The following is a 17,443-nucleotide window of genomic DNA, read 5'->3' on the forward strand; positions in this document are numbered from 1 at the left end:
AGGCTATTTTACAAAGAGTTACATAAAAGGAGAGAGTACTGTTGAAAAAATTATTATCCCTCTTGAGCATAAGTCTTCTGGCCCTGATACTGGCGGTCCCGGCTTTTGCTGCTTCAAAACCGATTGATGTTTATATCAACGGCAGTAAGGTTTCCTTTACCGCAGGAACCCCATACTTAGCGAACAATTCTGTACTTGTCCCTTTCCGGGTCATCTTCGAAAAGCTTGGACTCCAGGTGCTTTGGGATGCCAAGACTGGAACAGTAACAGGTAAAAGTTCAAATCTGGCGATCAGCCTGAAAATTGGCAGCAACCGCGCAACCGTTAACGGAACCGTGAAAAAACTGACCACCGCACCAGTCTCCTCAGCTGGCACTACATACATTCCTTTACGTTTTATCGCAGAGGCAACCGGAGGCACAGCCGTCTGGAATTCAACCAGCAGAAGCGTGCAAATTACCACCCCAGTATCCAAAGATAAGGACGAAGCAGCGATTACAGCATTAATCCGTTTGTCTAATAAGTATTTCAATGAAGAAAAAGCGATTAGCTTCTATTCCCTTATGGATTCAGAATCCTCAAATGCGGAGTCAGTAGCGGATCTTAATGCATCCTTTGAGATTTTTGACATAAAAAATACTATTGAGAGTTTGGAAATCATTGATATTTCAGGCAATGACGCTACTGTCTATACACTGGAAAGCTCTCGCCGGACAGGTGGGGCCTATACGCCAGATACAGAGGACGAATACATGTATACACTTGTCCGCAAGAATGGAAGCTGGAAAATATCATCTGTGGAATCCCAAAGCTCCGTGATACTGCTGACTCGTGAACAAGCTCTAAAAACAGCAGCTAACATTCCTCAAAATGATGCGGATGCCATCAAAGGTAATATCACCAAATATTATCAAGCTATGAATGAACAAAATTCGGCCGCTGTTCTTTCCACCATGACTTCATACGGAGAAGAATATGATACTTCCCTTAAGGAAGATCTGGAAGATTTCTTTACTTCATATGACGTCATTTATACTCCAAGCGTTTCGAGTATCTACTATTTTAGCGCCAAAGAAGCAGCTATTTATGTAGAAAGCAAAGAGAAGGATGCCAGTGAAGAGGAAACTTTTGAGCAAGGCACGATCTTCATTTTATCCAAGTCGGATAACGGGGTATGGACTACTGATAACACCTACAGCGTTTACTATAAACTTGTGAAATCCTAACAACCATACGTCACAGAAAGTTAATTCGTGCAGTGTATACTTTCTTATCTTATAAATTATATAAAAAGGGCGTATGATTCCATGAAATCCAATAAAGTAATAAGTGCACTTCTAGGCAGCTGTCTGGCTTTATCCCTAACTTTTGCTCCAGTGGTGTCTGCTGCCGATGCCGCTCAGGCATCTACAGATAACCGTGATCTTATCAATGAAGTCATGAATATTCTGGAGAACTATAACCTCTCCGGTGTAGATAAGGATACCTTGATTCGTGGAGCCATTGATGGCATGGTGAACACCCTGGATGATCCCTATAGCCAATACTTCAATACCGAGGAAGCGGCACAATTTGAACATGATGTTGATCTGGAATACGTTGGTATTGGTGTTAGATTGCAATATACCGCAACAGAGCTCTACATCGAAGACATAACACCCGGTTCGCCTGCAGAACAAGCAGGTCTGAAACGCGGCGATACGATAGTCAAAATTAACGGAATCCCCGTTGAAGAGACTGAAGGTGACGAGTTAAGCGGAGCCGCAGGCACCAAGGTCACTCTGCAGGTGCTCCGGAATGGAGTGTCTAAATCATTTCGTGTAACCCGGAATGAAATCAGCTCAACTTCCGTTACCGGAACCATTGTTGGACAGAAGATAGCCTACATCACACTGAGCGGTTTCACACAGAATTCCGATGAAGAATTCGCCGCTATGCTGAAAAAGATGCGCGCAGCAGGTATGAAATCGATGGTGCTTGATTTGCGTGACAACTTAGGCGGCTATATGGATTCGGCATACAACATTACCTCCAATTTTATGGATAAAGGCATTATGATGTATACCTCTGATCAAACCGGAGCACTTACTCCAGTAACGATTACCAGCGGCAGCAAAATAGGCGTACCCGTCGTCATTCTAACGAATGAGTACACTGCCAGCGCTTCTGAGGCGCTTACTGGCGCATTACGTGACAATAAGCTCGCTACCGTCGTAGGCACTCGTTCTTTCGGCAAAGCACGTATTCAGAGCCTGCTTCCAATGTCTAATGGAGACATGCTGAAGCTGACTACGCAGAAATACCTAACTCCAAATAAAGAAGACTTTAATCACATCGGGCTTGCACCGGATATTGAGGTTAAAGGCAAAACTGCACAGCTAATTACCGCTCTACAGATTGCAGGAATGAAAAGCATTGAGGTTTCCGGTGATCATCATATCTTGAACGTCAACGGGGTTGCTTTTGCTGGTAATGTAGGTCTAATAAAGCAAGGAGATAAGACTTATGCTTCTTCGCTCGTACTAGGTGCACTGATCGAAGGCGACATCACATGGGATGCCAAGAACAAAAAAGTCATCGTAACGAACGGGGCAGGTAAAGCGACCGGCTTTACATTGTCCTCCAAAGAGGCGCTTTCTCAGAACGGCGAGACCTTCATTGAATTAAATGCCTTTAAGAAGAAGTTCCCTGCGCTTGTATGGAGTTACAATGCAACACAGAAACAATTGAAATTATCTGTAAAATAGATCCTTAATCTCACTAATCATTAAGCTGCTGAATCAAGCACCAATGAGTAAAAACAGGAGTTGTCACATAAGCCATGAAATGGCCGTTGGGACAACTCCTGTTCTTTGTTTAGTTTGATAATATTTGGACCTACGAAACATCTGTAGCACCTATCGGACATGGATGACCCTAAACGCAATATTAATCCATATTTGTTATGCTATCGGACTCCATAGTCGCTATTGGTATGAAAAACACCATAATTACGCCTCTTTCTAACGAATAGCTTCATTGGAGTCCGAAACCCTGCTCAAAAAGCTGAAAATTCGCAAATAACGGCATCTGGGTCCTTAAGCCTTAGGGGATGATGAAACTGCTGGGTCAAGCAGCCAACGACTAACAGCATAGAGCAGCAGAGCAACACACAGCAGCACAGCAACACCGAGCGGCACAGCAACACCGAGCAGCACAGCAACACCGAGCCACACAGCAACACCGAGCAGCACAGCAACACCGAGCCCACAGCACAGAGCAGCACTGAGCAACACCGAGCGGCACAGCAACAGCAGAGCAGCGATCTCCAAGTAACGGGAGAAACGCTGCTCTGCTATTTTTTATAAGAAAAAAAGCTGGCTCATTCGTAGAAGGACTCTACTTATGGTTCAGCTTTCATCATTAAGGTTGTGAATTTTCTATGTTTTGGTTGTTCTGGTTATTCTGGTTGTTTTGGTTGTTTTGAGCGCTTTGAGGTTTTGGTGTGTTTTGGGGCTTCTGAGACTGACCTTGTGGCGGTCTGCCTTGGAAATCCTTTTTGGATTTCTTGCCCTGTGAATCCTTGCCCCGGTGATTTCGGCTCTGATGTTCTCTCACAGGTCTATCCTTCACCATATTGTCCTTAGAAGAAGTCATCTCTTTAAATGCCAATGAGTGATTCGAGCCTTGCTTAGAGGATGTTTCTTTAACAGAGAACTCTTTATCTGCAGCCGCTTCATCACTAGCTTCCCCTTCTTGCTCCAAGGCCTCTTCATCACTCGGCTCTGGTATTTCTTTGATTAAAATATCCTTGAACATGCCTTCCTGTGGTACCTCTTTCAATTTATGCAGCACAAAATAAGCGCAGCCAAAATTGCAATATTCATTAATATAATCAACCATACCCGAAATCGCTGTATCCCGATTCACCTTAGGATGGTTGTCCCGGTAAAAACCTTTCAAACGCAACTGACTGTAACCCCAGTCACCGATAATATAGTCGTATCTTTCCAGCACCTCGCTATATCTCCCGCGAAACGCCTCCGGATTCCAACCATCCTTATGATCCAACATAAGTTCATAGCCTTTTCCGCCTATTACGATCAAACCTTTTGTCGCCTGCCTTTCTTTGGGTATCGTAGCGTTGATTATACCGCCATCTATGTGGAATATTGGGCTTTCGGTCGCTGTTCTAGAACCGCTCCTACAGCACCAATATTCCCCTCCGATGACGCAAATCAACGATTTTTATGGGTAACCTAAGAGCAGAGATATCAGAACGCTGTCGCTTCTTCCTCCTCTTACTAACATTCTCCGTGAATTAAACCACAGAAAAGCAATAATTAGCTAGAAGAAACCGCACGCTCCTCGCGAGCTTGAGCTGCAGACTTCACCTGCTCATGCGCATGATAAGAGCTGCGAACTAGCGGGCCTGATTCCACGTGGCTGAAGCCACGCTTCATTCCCTCTTCCTTCAACAATGCAAATTCCTCCGGTGGATAATATTTCTCCACATTTAAGTGTTTTGGAGTGGGTTGCAAATATTGTCCTAAAGTCAATATATCACAATTTACGGCTCGCAAATCATCCATTGCTTGTAAAATCTCATTCCACTCTTCACCGACACCAAGCATGATGCTCGATTTGGTTGGAATATTGGGTTTCATTTCCTTGGCTCTGCGCAGCAATTCCAAGGAACGAGGGTACTTCGCTTTAGCCCGTACACGATCTGACATCCGTTCCACGGTCTCAATATTATGATTAAGAATGTCTGGATTACTGTTCATGACAATCTCAAGACTATTCCGGTCTCCTAAAAAGTCTGGAATAAGCACTTCAACACTACATAACGGAAGGCGTTTACGAATCGCCGCTACCGTCTCAGCAAAAATCTGAGCGCCACCATCCGCAAGATCATCGCGGGCCACACTAGTCACCACACAGTGACGAAGATTCATTTTCTCTGCAGCTTCAGCTACACGTTCAGGCTCCTGCAGGTCCAGTTCTGTAGGCATCCCTGTATTCACTGCACAAAAACGGCATGCGCGTGTACAAATATCACCTAAAATCATGAAGGTAGCCGTACGGTTTGCCCAGCATTCATAAATATTCGGACACCTAGCTTCTTCACATACGGTATGTAAAGTTTTGGAACGCATCATGCTTTTGATTTCCTGATAGTTGTCACCGGTAGTTAGCTTAATCTTAATCCAATCCGGTTTAGGTTGCTTTGCTGTTTTATTAGACAAAATGATAAACCCCGCTTCCTCCTGAATGTGATGCTGCAGATGAAAGTTGCTGCCTCATATTATAACATGTGCGATTTACAATTGCCTGTTTTTGTGAAATATGCAGGGTGTATCATCTGGAGTTTCCAGCGAGATTTTTCTGGTACCTTTAGACAAGAACGGATAAAAAGTAGCATTTTGCACCAATCTATAAAAAAGCTTCATCCGAAGTGACTACACTCAATTTAATGCCCGGACAAAAGGAGGCTGTTATCTTGCTGGCCCTATTTAAGAATATTAAAGACCGGAGAACCCTGTTATGCCTGTCCGCGGCCGCTATCCTCTGGGGTGGTTTAAACCTTCCCGTTTCAGCGGCTGTAGCGCGGCCTACAATCCAACCGGTGATGAGCAGCGGGGATCCCGCTAGTGCTAGCAAAGAAGCGCAATGGTCTGGCCGAAGACAGATTTATGAGCAAATGAGCGCAGCTACTGGTATCCCGTGGTTTAGGTTCGCAGCCATTGATCAATATGAACGCACGCTCGCCAAAAAGGGAGCCTCAGGGCAGCCTGTCTCCACGCGCCTTACAGCCATAAAGATCCCGGCACCGGTATGGGCTGGTCCACTCAATCCGGATCAAGGGGATACTTCCCCGAACTCCATTAGCTTCTTTGATGGTTTTGGCAGTGATGGCTCAGGAGACGGCATTGCTGATCCAGAGAATGATGCGGACGTTCTGTATAGTATGGCTAGACACTTATTGAAGTATGGACAATCCGCTAGTGATTTCAGTATCGGGGTCTGGGAGTATTATCACAATGGCCGCGCCTCAGCGCATTACCCAGTTCGCGAAGTTATATGAACATTTTGGACGGCTGGACCTATCCGGCAATGCCTTCCCGCTTCCCTTAAGTAACCTTTATTCTTATCGTAGCACTTGGGGCACTGGAAGAAGCTGGGGTGGAGCACGTATCCATGAAGGAACAGATTTATTTGCACCTCAAGGAGTGCCAGTCCGAAGCACCTGCTTTGGCTTAGTGGAGACAAAAGGCTGGAACCGGTACGGCGGCTGGAGAATCGGGATTCGCGATATTGAGAACCGTTACCATTATTACGCTCATCTATCTGGATATAACAAAACCATTTCTCGCGGAGATATAGTCACCCCCGGTGAAATTATTGGCTGGGTAGGCAGCTCGGGTTACGGCAATCCCGGAACTCAAGGGAAATTTCCTCCGCATCTACATTTTGGCATTTACCGCGATCGCGGAATTACCGAATGGGCTTTTGATCCGTTTCCGTTGCTGAAACAATGGGAGAATCAGGAATATAGAGACTTAAAGAACAAAAGAAGCAAAAAAAGTGCCGTAAATTAGAATAAGGTCCCTTTCCTTAGAGAGGGGCCTTTCTTTTTTAATACAACATCAAACAGCCGAATGGTTCAATGCTGACCGTAAGCTTATTATTATTTTTAAAAATTACTCCAGACAATAAATCAGTTAATTCGTTCTTATCAGCTCGATATGGGCTAAGCTCTAGTTGGTAAGGGTTTGGAGAATTATTGATAATCAGCCCTATCTTTTCGTGCTCCACACCTCGTATGTAACCAAGCACATTACGAACTTCATCAGTAAACCAAGGACGGAAGGAGCCTTTGCGCAGAACCTCATGACTTTTTCTCAGAGAAATCAACTGTTGATACCACTTATGCAGCACTGCATTCTGAGCTTGTTCTTGCCATATCATAGCTTTTCTACAGTGGGGGTCCGTCGCCCCTTCCATCCCAACCTCATCCCCGTAATAGATCATTGGAATGCCGATATAGGTCATCTGGAAAAAAACAGCCAGCATCATACGTTCAACAGCGGTACCCAAGCGGTCCCAACCACGCCCACCTTCTTTACACGCTGTAAGAAACCGCAGGGTATCATGGTCGCCAAGCAACTGAAACATAGCTGAATTCGCCTGGTCATTATACAACGCCTCCTGATGGAGCAATTGCTCCATAAAGCGAACTGGCCCCGTCGATTGTTCCGCAAAAAATTCTAACACTGCATCACGAAGCACATAATTCATTCCTCCATCGAACTGATCCCCTCTAAGCCATGGCCCAGAAGCATGCATAATCTCACCGATCAGCAGGATTTCAGGATATTCAGATTTGAGTTCTTGCCGAAACCGGGACCAAAAACGCGGATTAACTTCATTGGCCACATCCAGACGCCAGCCGTCAATCCCTGTCTCGCGCACCCAATACTTCGCAACCTCAATCATGTAATTCGCCGTATCCGGATTGTCCATGTTCAGCTTTGGCATATGCGCTTCAGCTTTGGCAAACGTTTCATAATTGGGTACAGGGGTCTGCGTAACCGGAAAGGAATGAATGAAGAACCAATCTTTATACGGAGATTGCTCTCCTTTTGCCAACACATCCTTAAACGCGAAAAAGCGATCTCCCGAATGATTAAACACAGCATCTAAAATCACTTTGATTCCATGTCTGTGCGCCTGGCTGACCAGTGCCTTCAATCCTTCCGTATCCCCAAATACTGGATCAACCTTATAGTAATCGGAGGTATTATATTTATGTTCTGAAGGAGACTCAAATACAGGCGTCATATAAACAACGTTTACTCCTAACTGTTGCAGGTAGGGCATTTTGTCAGAGATGCCTTGTAAGGTTCCTTCGTTATAACTGCTGGGATAGATTTGATAGGTTACTGCATCCATGCTCCATGAAGGTAACTTCAACGCCTCAGAATGATGGAGATATGCATATTGAAAAGAACCCGCACGTTCCCGGTTCTCCGACGCCCCTCTCTCTCCATACCAGACATATTCACCAGCAGGATTAGTTACATGGAATAGATATCTGCATTTTTTAGTAGGGGTCTCAATGACCGCTTCATGTATCTCATAAACACCTGCCGACCCAATCCGCTCCATCTGCAAAGGAACTTCATGCCCCGGAGAATCATAACGGTCTGAGTAGATGACGGTACAGGATAATTGCTGTCCAGCTTGCGTGAACAGTCTGAGCTTCAAGATGCCCGTACCCATAGGATAGGTAAACGGATCTTCACTTGTATGATATAAAAACCATGTATGAGGCATAACTTCTAAACTCCTTTTTATGCTTTTATCGTTAAATCTATAAGACTCTTTGTAATTAGAGAGACTGCTAAATTTGTGTTATTATGGTTACAAATACCGTTCCGGATTATGAGGGGAAGACAATGAAAGTAACCATTTCTGATATTGCCAAAGCAGCCAATGTGGCTAAATCTACCGTATCCAAAGTATTAAACGATTCCCCCAAAATATCACAGGAAACGAAACACAAAGTTCGCGAAATTATGAAGCAGATGAACTATACACCAAGTAGTATCGCTACCGGATTAGCCAGACAAAGCAGCTGTAATATTGGTCTCCTGGTCGATATGTCCAAGGAAAGTGAATTTCTAAACCAGTTTTTCTACAACATCATCGGTGGAATAGAAAGTGTAATTGCGCCTTTAAAATACGAGCTGACTATTTCCAATGTACAGCATAGTAGTCCGGAAGGACATTTTCTAAATAGACTTGTATTCAGCAAACGTGTCGACGGAATCATAGCGAATAACTCCGTACTCACGGAAGAGCTTTGCGAAGAACTGAACCGCTTGGAGTTTCCCTACATCTCCATCGGCGAAATTATGACTCCCGGAAGCTGGGTTGATTTCGATAATGAAGCAGGCGGCAGCATGCTGACCTCACATTTAATAAAGCAGGGGTACTCCAAAATAGCCTTCATAGGCGGGCAGCAGCAGGAAAAGATTTATACCCATCGTCTGAGTGGATATTTGCAAGCATTGCAGCAAGCAGATCTTACCGATCAGCAGCAATGGATTATCAATTGTAAGGCTGATGAACATGAGAGCTATCATGCTGCACTTGAGCTTCTACAGAGCGAAGATCGACCAGACTCCGTAGTATGCATGAACAGCTATGTTGCCTTCGGGGTGCTTCAAGCTGCAAAATCACTGGATATTCATGTTCCCTCACAGCTCGGCATTGCCGCATTTGATGAATATCCTCTGTCCCGTTACACTACGCCTCCTCTAACCTCGCTAAATATCGACACCTTCCAGCTGGGGGTATCTTCAGGCGAGCTGCTGATGCAACGCATTCGTAATAACAACATACCCTCTAGGCATTTGCTTCTCGAGCCAGAACTCATTCCTCGTGAGTCAACTATGAGATCCCAGTTCCCGGCGGGAACGTAGTGAAGAGGCGGGAAGCTTGGTTGCTCTGAGTGCTGTTTCGGTTTGATTGTCTTGAGTAACTAACTGAGCTTGGTTGCGCTTGTATAGCTGACTGAACTTTATTGCGCTGCATGCTGTTTCGGCTTGATTGTCTGGAGTAACTGAGCTTGATTGAGCTTGTATAGTTGACTGAACTTTATTGCGCTGCGTGCTGATTCGGCTTGATTGTCTGGAGTAACTGCTTTAGCTTGATCGAATTTGAGTAGCTAACATGGCTACATCGGATTTAATTGCATTTTGTGCAATAGAAATCCTTATAGGATGGATAACATTCGATTTAATTGCACTTTGTGCAGTCAAAACTCATAAAATCGGTAAAAAACAGCCTTTTTCCTGAATTCTACTGCACAAAATACAGTTAATTCTTTCTACCAGCTTCAAACAGAAAGTTTAATTGTACTTTCTGCAATTAAAAAGCTTCATACTGCTTACCAAGGAGCGGCCCCATACGGGAGCCGCTCCTTGTTGTGTTTAAGCTGTAGATATTATGAAGCTTATAGATCCTTCCAGCGCTGAACCGTCAGATTTACGGTTTGTGCACCGCCTGATGGCGTAAGGGTTCGATTGGAAAGATCCGATCCATTCGAATTCACCTCCACATTAGTCCAAGCGCCTCGTGTAACTTTGTATTGAATTGCTGTTCCCGCCGGTAGACTTAGTGTGATGGAGTAAATACCGTCACTACCCTTCGTCAGTTGGTAGTTCGGATCTGCCGCATTCCAGCTATTAAAGGAACCGGAGAGATAAACGGGACCACTCACAGGAGTAGACGCAGGAACAGTTACTCGGAATGTAACACTATCTGCTTGTGGCTCTCCTGCGGTGATGTTGCCATTCACCATACTCCAGGTGCCCGCAGCAAAATGATAGTTATTGCCTCCATTGTTATCCCATGTGCCACTGCCATTATTAAAGGCTGCGGTCAGCCCAGCCGCCGTGTCCAACTGAATCGTAACCGCCTTATATCCTGTAAAAGCAGAAGCTTGAAGCTGCTCGCCTGGAGACGTCGTCCAGACCGTTGAACCATCGAGCTTATAATGGATATAAGAGCTGCTATAAGCCGCATTCTTATAATAGATCGTTGCCGTACTGCCGACAGGTGTTGCCGTTGGTGTTGGCGTTACGGTGGGTGTCGGCGTTACCGTTGGCGTCGGTGTTGGCGTTACGGTTGGTGTCGGTGTCGGCGTTACCGTCGGAGTTGGCGTTGGTGTTACCGTCGGTGTCGGTGTCGGCGTTACGGTTGGTGTTGGTGTCGGCGTTACCGTTGGTGTCGGCGTCACGGGTCCACCCGATTGAATATTGCCAGTTGGTGTATAGGTCCAGGTGCCGGCACTAAATAAATAGTTGCTGCCCCCGTTACTGTCCCAAGTGCCGCTGCCATTGTTAAAGCAAGCTTCAAGCTGGCTGGCTGAGCCAATATTAATCGTTATTTTGTTGTAGCCTGCTACATCAGAGACAGGTATCGCCACACCCGGTGATGTCGTCCAAGTTCCTCCTGCAGGACGATAATGAATATAAGGCGAGGCATAGCCCTGCTTATAGTAAATAGTGACACTGTTCCCCGCTGGTGTTGTCACTGAAGCAATCGCGCTAAGGAGGGATAGATTGCCTGCTGCATCCATTGCTTTTACCGTATAGTCATACGTAGTACTGGCAGATAATCCGTTATCTGTATATGAAGTAGTTGCGGATGTACCCACTTTTACGCCGTTGCGATAAATTTCATATCCGGTCACACCTACATTGTCGGTGGAAGCGGTCCAGCTTACTAAAGCACTGGATGCATTTTGAACGGTTGCGGTCACGTTAGTGGGTACAGTTGGAGCAACTGTATCTGTAGGAAGCTGTTGTTTTGCATAGATTTTGGCTGCATTTGCACCCACGGTTACAGTGATCTGCTTGCCAGTTGCTCCACCCGATTGTACGGTTACCGTATCCGAAGTGTTCAACTGGTTATAAAGAACCGTCCCGACTGCCAAGCTGCTCTCTGCACGCAGTGGAATGGTAACGGTCTGCGAGCCGCTGGATTTATTACTGAATACGGAGATAACTTCCTGCCCCAGATTAGTTCCAGTGTCAATACGACGTGAAAAAGCATATAAGTTCTGTGCAGACCACATTTCACGTTGAGTGCCTGTACGGAGTGCCGGATTATTTTTCCGAATCTCATTAAGTTTGGCTACGTGCTTGTAGGTGCTGGCATTCTCATTAAAATAATTCTCTATTACATTGCCGTTTGCATCCCGTTTCACCATTGACCAGCGGTTCCAGGTATCGGCGATGCCTCCCGTCATAATCTGCCCGTTACCATTGCCTTTGTTCTGTTCCGTACCTTGGAAGACAACGGGTGTTCCACGCACTGTAAAAATAAAACTCAAAGCGTTCTGCAGCTTATCTACGCTTCCTCCAGCTTCTGTGAGAAAACGATTGCGGTCATGATTGTCGATAAAGGTAACCATGTGATTGGCATTTCCGTTATAGTAGGAATCCTGTGCCAAGGTGCTTTTAATATTGGAGTCAAAAGACTGCCCATATGCGAAGCTATTTAGAACGGAGAAGAACATTGGGAAATCAAGCATGCCCCACTCCTTGTTGTTGCCGACCCAGCGCGAGACAAATTCAGCATTGCCGTCAAAATTCTCGCCAAAGGTATTAACCCCCAGATAATTTTGCAATTCACCAATATCAGTCGGCTTCATCAGCTTGGCTGCATCTACACGCGCACCATCTGCCCCTGTATAGTCAAACCAGCCTTTAATCGAATCAAATATGGCCTTTTTAGCAGCAGGGACATCGAAGTCAATGTCATCCAGTCCGCCTAGATCATGATTTTCTAAGTAATCCTGTGCCCATTGATCGTATCTTCCGTCTGCCAAAGACCAGTTGATATCTCCGTTATGGTGATACCAAGCCGGGTTATTGAAAGGAGCTGCTGGCTGCAAACTAGGGATATCATAGTAGGCTTGGGTACCCAGCATATAATCCCCGATATGGTTTGGCACAACGTCTATAACCACCTTGATGCCAACCGCATGTGCGGAATCCACTAACTCCTTCAGCTTCTCCTTTGTACCGAAGTAGGGATTGGCTGCGTTAGGGTCCTTAACGTTGTACCCGTGATACGCCGTGTTTTTACCACTGCCGTTGTTCTCCCGATTCGTCATTTGCGGCTCCGCCACTGGGGAAATCCAGATCGCGGTGTAGCCCATATTTTTAATATAAGACAGCTTGTCGATCACCCCTTGCCAATCTCCGCCTTTCATATAACGGAAATCTTCTTCAGAGTTCTCGCCATAGCGAATTGCCGCTCCCGTAGCATTGTTGGAAGAGTCCCCGTCATTAAACCGGTCAACCATAATCTGATAAATAGTATCATTCTCGTTAATCGTACCGATGCTGGCTGCATCTGCCTGTTGTGGCGCTAAGACGAATAAATTAATCACAGTAGAAAGAAGAATAGATGTAATCAGAACGGGCACGTACCATAACTTACGTTTCATCGCGCGCATCTCCCTCTCTTATTAAAGCGTATTCATAACACACTAAAACCTACTTCTTGGATTAAAAACGACCTTTCCAGCGATGTTTTTGGCATAGAAACAAACGAATTTTAGGGAAACCGGTTTCCCTACTAAAAATTACCATGACTCCAGACGCGTTGTCAAGCCTTAAAATTGAAATGTACAACAAAAAAAGAGCTCCTATTTAGGAAGCTCTTGGAGTTGAATATTTACTGTTTGAGTTCAGCGTCCCGCCGTCTGAATAAACTGCAAGACCTCATTCATAATTCGGTCCTTCTCTTCACAATGGCACACCATATGACCACTGTTGTCGACCATCAGCACCTGTTTTTGGGTCGCCTTGATCATATGATGTCGTAGGTAATCGGCGCTTCTAGTCTTCACTAGATGATCTCTTTTTCCTTGCACGATCAGGGTTGGAGTCTCAATATGCGGATAGACAGAAAAGCTCTCACGAACCAATCGCTGGAACTCTCGAGTTGCTTTTGGAGGCGTTGAACTGAATTTACTAATATAAGTTTTTAGCATGGAAAAGCTCCCAAGGGTCTTAATAATTTCTACAGGATTCAGCGGAAACACAGGGGTAGACAACAAAGTGAGAGATTTAATCCAAGGTTTATAGCGCACGGAAAGATGTGAAGCAATAAGAGCACCGGTTGAAAAACCGATCAGATGAACGCCGTCATTTGTCTTTAACAGCTCTGTTAATTCATCCTCAGCACTTTGCTGCCAATCATGTCGATCCGAATGCAGGAGATCATTCCTGCTGCCCCCGTGCCCCTTCAGGGTAAATGTTCTGGAACGATAATTATGCTGCTCCATAAACTGGGACAAGGGAGAGATTTCATGCTCACCTCCGGTAAAGCCATGAATAAATAAACAACTTTCCATAATTGTCCCTCTTTTCACATTCCATACTGAATTCCAACTTTATTGTATAATGCCAATCCCCTTTATTTTCTATTCATTCCAACCTTCTATGTAAAACCTTAACCAAATGATGTCAAGGTTTACCACCGTTATAGGTTCAAAAAAAAATATAAACTCTATTGCTCCCACCAAAGAAGACCAAGTGCAGAAGTAATCGTTAAGCCTACAGCCGAGCTAGATGAAGTTACGTTAGCACAAATAGCAGTCCCCGGCGGAACGATGATGCTGCCCGTAAAGTTCTGTGAGAAAGCGCCTGGAGCTAATTGATAATTGTAAAGCGTCGTCCCCCCGCTAATTGCCGCTGTTGAAGATTGAACGGTCATCGCACTTGTAGCCGCGCTTCCGAGATTATTATTGGTTGGTGTCAAGGTTGCAGGAGAGGTTAACGTCCCTCCTTTTACAATTGTAAAGCTTCCAGACATAGCCGATAGCAGAGAAGATCCGCCGATACTGCCGCTAATACGAGAGATATATACGGTTTTCCCGCTACCAGCAGCATTACTAATCCGAATAGAAGTAATTGCAGAAATAAGACTAAGTACGACCAAACTAGACGCGGATGTGTTGGTAGAATACAAGACGGCAGCCTTCGAAGCACTTATTTCAGGTGGCGCGCTGATATCCGGAGATTGGAAGGTATTGACCATATCCACAAAAAGAGGTTGATCATTGTCGTTAAACACATATTGATTAGGCATGATTATCCCCTCCCATTTCTAATATTCCCACCAACTAATAGATGTTGTCGCTGCTGAAGTTCCCGATGCAATCGTGATGGACGTGGTTATAGAATTTCCGGGAGGAACAACGATTTGTCCAGTAAAATCAACAATGACGGGCCCCGCTGCCAGTAATAAAGATACTAGAGTGGCCGGACCTCCCGTAGGGGCAGCAGTCGAGGTTCTGGCCGTCATCACACTGGTTAACGCACTTCCAAAATTAAAATTTATCGGTGTAACGGTAGTCCCGGTGACCGTAGCGTTCCGAAGCAGAGATAAAGTAACAGCAGCTGTTGCCGAGCTAGCTGCAACCCGGGATACATACAATGTACGTCCGCTGCCTGCCGGATTACTAATCTGAACAACTAACGGTGCAGCAGTCGTTACCGTAGAAGTAAAAGGGATTCCAAACAATAGCCCCGCCTTAGCCGCTCCTCCCTCCGGAGCTGAATCTATACCAGGTGCAACATACGTGTTGACTTGTTCTGTAAAGAGTGGCTGGCTACTCTGATTAAAGACTGAATCGTTTGGCATGCGCTATCCTCCCCGTACTTGAGCTTATCTTATTTTATGCCGCTCTAAGTAACAGGTTGTTTGGGAATGTGCGTATTTTTGCTTTTCCAGCCCAATCACCTCTTATTTTTCACCATATATTATTATCACCATTCGAATGGCTAAGGATTGTCCCTAACGGTTCGCGGCTTATTGAACTGCGGTTTATTGATGCTCAGGGCTCAAACGACGGTTAGGGTCCTTTTATGGATAGGGTTCCAGAAAACCCGTAGGAGGTGAATGAAATCCATAACGGTCTGGAACTAAAAAAGCGCAGCAAAATAAAACACTCAAAAAAACAGGGGAATTGTTCTAGAAATCCGCAATCATTTCCACCTCCAAAGGGTCGAAGAAACCGCCGTAAGGTGACGATCAGTCCTTTATTTTCCGAGCATCAATTTATCGGATTCCCCGTGTCCAGCTCCATTTCACCTCTGCCTTGGCAAAAAAGCGGAACCAAAACGATGATCTCTTACGCAGTTATGAACCAAGGAGACCACCCTGTTAGCGTCCGCTTGGAGATTAGTCCGAACAGTTTTGATTCTTTTATAGATTCAGAAGAGATCGTGGCTGCAAAAGAAATGAAGGTGCTAGTGCCAAGCAGATTTTTAAAGTGGACTCGGATATCCGCCTCCACGCAACAGTCAACGGGTTTAGGCAAAATTGATGTATACGTCCAAGCCCAGTCTATAGGTATGAGTTAACAATTTTATAAGAGAGGGACGAGGAACTTTGCCTAACTACAGCTCTTTTCAAGCTAATCCCGATAATCTACGAACGCTTATTTTTGGCCGGGATGCCTCGCTGATTGATCATCCGCTCACTACAGATCCAGGCGGAAATCTAACGACAATTATCCTAGATGGTACGATTTCCAATATACTCGGAGCTACCATCACTGCGGGTACTTTGTCATCAGCAGGAACAGTTACCAACATTCTTAACGGGACGATCACTAGCGTACTCGGAGCTACCATCACTGCGGGTACTTTGTCCTCCGCAGGTACGGTTACCAACATTCTTAACGGGACGATCACTAGCGTACTCGGAGCTACCATCACTGCGGGTACTTTGTCTTCCGCAGGTACCATTACTAACATTCTCGAAGGTACCATTACTAACGTGCTCGGGGCTACCATCACTGCGGGTACTTTGTCTTCCGCAGGTACCATTACTAACATTCTCGAAGGCACGATTACTAGCGTGCTCGGAGCTACGATTACGGCTGGTACCATTACTAGTGTACTAGGCGCAACTATTACCGCGGGGACTTTGTCCTCAGCAGGTACGGTCACCAATATCCTTAACGGGACCATTACTAGTGTGCTAGGAGCTACGATCACAGCTGGTACCCTATCCTCAGCAGGTACCATTACTAACATTCTCGAAGGCACGATTACTAACGTACTTGGAGCTACGATCACTGCGGGTACTTTGTCCTCCGCAGGTACAGTAACCAATCTCTTAAACGGGACCATTACCAGCGTACTTGGAGCTACGATCACTGCGGGTACTTTGTCCTCCGCAGGTACAGTAACCAATCTCTTAAACGGGACCATTACCAGCGTGCTCGGAGCCACGATCACTGCGGGTACTCTGTCCTCCGCAGGTACGGTCACCAATCTCTTAAACGGGACCATTACCAGCGTGCTCGGAGCTACAATCACTGCGGGTACTCTGTCCTCCGCAGGTACGGTCACCAATCTCTTAAACGGGACCATTACCAGCGTGCTCGGAGCTACGATCACTGCGGGTACTCTGTCCTCCGCAGGTACGGTCACCAACCTCTTAAACGGGACCATTACCAGCGTGCTTGGAGCCACCATTACGGCTGGTACGCTCAGTAGTGTGACCTCTATTTCACAACGCAGCTTTATCGAACAGACAACGACGGGTATAGCAACTGCTAATGCCTATACTCCACTGCCAGCAGTGACTACGAGCGTATTGGGGACCTATTCCTTTTTCATCAATAACACTGGAGCTAACCCGGTCAACACACGAGTAGAAATCAGTGCTGACGGAACGAACTATTTCGTCGATACCACAGGAGATAATCCTTTAGCAGCAGGTTCTATCGATGTCATAGTTCCAGCCAGATTCCTGAAATATACACGCTTATCCTATCAATCAACGAATGCAGGGGCCGCCTCAACAATCAATGTAAGTTTCAACGCACAGGGAACGTAATGCAGATGCCCATCATATGTTG

At 45.6% G+C, this 17,443-nt stretch carries 13 protein-coding genes and 1 pseudogene; 6 read left to right on the forward strand and 8 right to left on the reverse strand.

Annotated elements, in window-relative coordinates; genetic code table 11:
• Positions 1–41: 41 nt before the first annotated feature.
• Together MKY14_RS16995 and MKY14_RS17000 are read left to right on the forward strand one after the other, a co-directional pair.
• The gene (locus tag MKY14_RS16995; RefSeq protein WP_076279682.1) at positions 42–1,226 is read left to right on the forward strand and encodes a copper amine oxidase N-terminal domain-containing protein; all 1,185 of its coding nucleotides are present in this window, start codon (positions 42–44) and stop codon (positions 1,224–1,226) included.
• A gap of 81 nt (positions 1,227–1,307) precedes the next feature.
• Positions 1,308–2,747 carry a S41 family peptidase gene (locus MKY14_RS17000; RefSeq protein WP_076128004.1) on the forward strand — a complete coding sequence of 480 codons (1,440 nt, stop codon included), beginning with the start codon at positions 1,308–1,310 and terminating at the stop codon, positions 2,745–2,747.
• Between the two features lie 330 nt (positions 2,748–3,077).
• On the opposite strand, the gene MKY14_RS17005 is transcribed toward MKY14_RS17000, so the two are convergent.
• The 3 genes from MKY14_RS17005 to lipA all read right to left on the reverse strand — a co-directional run bounded on the left by MKY14_RS17005 (position 3,078) and on the right by lipA (position 5,228).
• The gene (locus tag MKY14_RS17005) at positions 3,078–3,290 is read right to left on the reverse strand and encodes a hypothetical protein (RefSeq protein WP_139331114.1); all 213 of its coding nucleotides are present in this window, start codon (positions 3,288–3,290) and stop codon (positions 3,078–3,080) included.
• Between the two features lie 112 nt (positions 3,291–3,402).
• Positions 3,403–4,086, reverse strand: a complete 684-nt coding sequence (locus tag MKY14_RS17010; protein WP_081386415.1) for a YutD family protein — start codon at positions 4,084–4,086, stop codon at positions 3,403–3,405.
• 236 nt (positions 4,087–4,322) lie between these two features.
• Positions 4,323–5,228, reverse strand: coding sequence for a lipoyl synthase (lipA, locus tag MKY14_RS17015; protein ID WP_036685320.1), 906 nt, complete (start codon positions 5,226–5,228; stop codon positions 4,323–4,325).
• Between the two features lie 227 nt (positions 5,229–5,455).
• Here lipA and MKY14_RS17020 point away from each other — a divergent pair.
• Positions 5,456–6,581 (forward strand): annotated as a pseudogene (locus MKY14_RS17020) (M23 family metallopeptidase).
• Between the two features lie 37 nt (positions 6,582–6,618).
• Here MKY14_RS17020 and MKY14_RS17025 read toward each other — a convergent pair.
• Positions 6,619–8,319, reverse strand: a complete 1,701-nt coding sequence (locus MKY14_RS17025; RefSeq protein ID WP_340976932.1) for an alpha amylase N-terminal ig-like domain-containing protein — start codon at positions 8,317–8,319, stop codon at positions 6,619–6,621.
• Between the two features lie 122 nt (positions 8,320–8,441).
• Between MKY14_RS17025 and MKY14_RS17030 the strand changes: the two genes are divergently transcribed.
• On the forward strand, positions 8,442–9,470 hold the full coding sequence (locus MKY14_RS17030; protein ID WP_076304913.1) for a LacI family DNA-binding transcriptional regulator: 1,029 nt from the start codon (positions 8,442–8,444) through the stop codon (positions 9,468–9,470).
• A 533-nt stretch (positions 9,471–10,003) separates the two neighbouring features.
• Here MKY14_RS17030 and MKY14_RS17035 read toward each other — a convergent pair.
• From MKY14_RS17035 to MKY14_RS17050, 4 genes are all read right to left on the reverse strand, one after another.
• Positions 10,004–13,009 carry a carbohydrate binding domain-containing protein gene (locus MKY14_RS17035; RefSeq protein WP_340976934.1) on the reverse strand — a complete coding sequence of 1,002 codons (3,006 nt, stop codon included), beginning with the start codon at positions 13,007–13,009 and terminating at the stop codon, positions 10,004–10,006.
• A 243-nt stretch (positions 13,010–13,252) separates the two neighbouring features.
• Positions 13,253–13,921 (reverse strand): alpha/beta hydrolase, encoded by a 669-nt coding sequence (locus MKY14_RS17040; protein WP_036685332.1) that lies wholly within the window; start codon positions 13,919–13,921, stop codon positions 13,253–13,255.
• Between the two features lie 155 nt (positions 13,922–14,076).
• Positions 14,077–14,658, reverse strand: coding sequence for a hypothetical protein (locus MKY14_RS17045; RefSeq protein ID WP_036685335.1), 582 nt, complete (start codon positions 14,656–14,658; stop codon positions 14,077–14,079).
• 18 nt (positions 14,659–14,676) lie between these two features.
• Positions 14,677–15,213 carry a hypothetical protein gene (locus MKY14_RS17050; protein ID WP_076128012.1) on the reverse strand — a complete coding sequence of 179 codons (537 nt, stop codon included), beginning with the start codon at positions 15,211–15,213 and terminating at the stop codon, positions 14,677–14,679.
• Between the two features lie 383 nt (positions 15,214–15,596).
• Here MKY14_RS17050 and MKY14_RS17055 point away from each other — a divergent pair, with 383 nt between their 5' ends.
• Both MKY14_RS17055 and MKY14_RS17060 read left to right on the forward strand, forming a co-directional pair.
• Positions 15,597–15,935: a DUF6385 domain-containing protein gene (locus MKY14_RS17055; protein ID WP_076128014.1), complete on the forward strand. Its 339-nt coding sequence runs from the start codon at positions 15,597–15,599 to the stop codon at positions 15,933–15,935.
• Positions 15,936–15,963: 28 nt separating this feature from the next.
• Positions 15,964–17,421, forward strand: a complete 1,458-nt coding sequence (locus tag MKY14_RS17060) for a DUF6385 domain-containing protein (protein WP_340976936.1) — start codon at positions 15,964–15,966, stop codon at positions 17,419–17,421.
• Positions 17,422–17,443 lie beyond the last annotated feature (22 nt).

It is taken from the genome of Paenibacillus sp. FSL R5-0887 (assembly GCF_038002305.1).
In the GTDB taxonomy this organism is placed as follows: Bacteria; Bacillota; Bacilli; order Paenibacillales; family Paenibacillaceae; genus Paenibacillus_AQ; species Paenibacillus_AQ odorifer.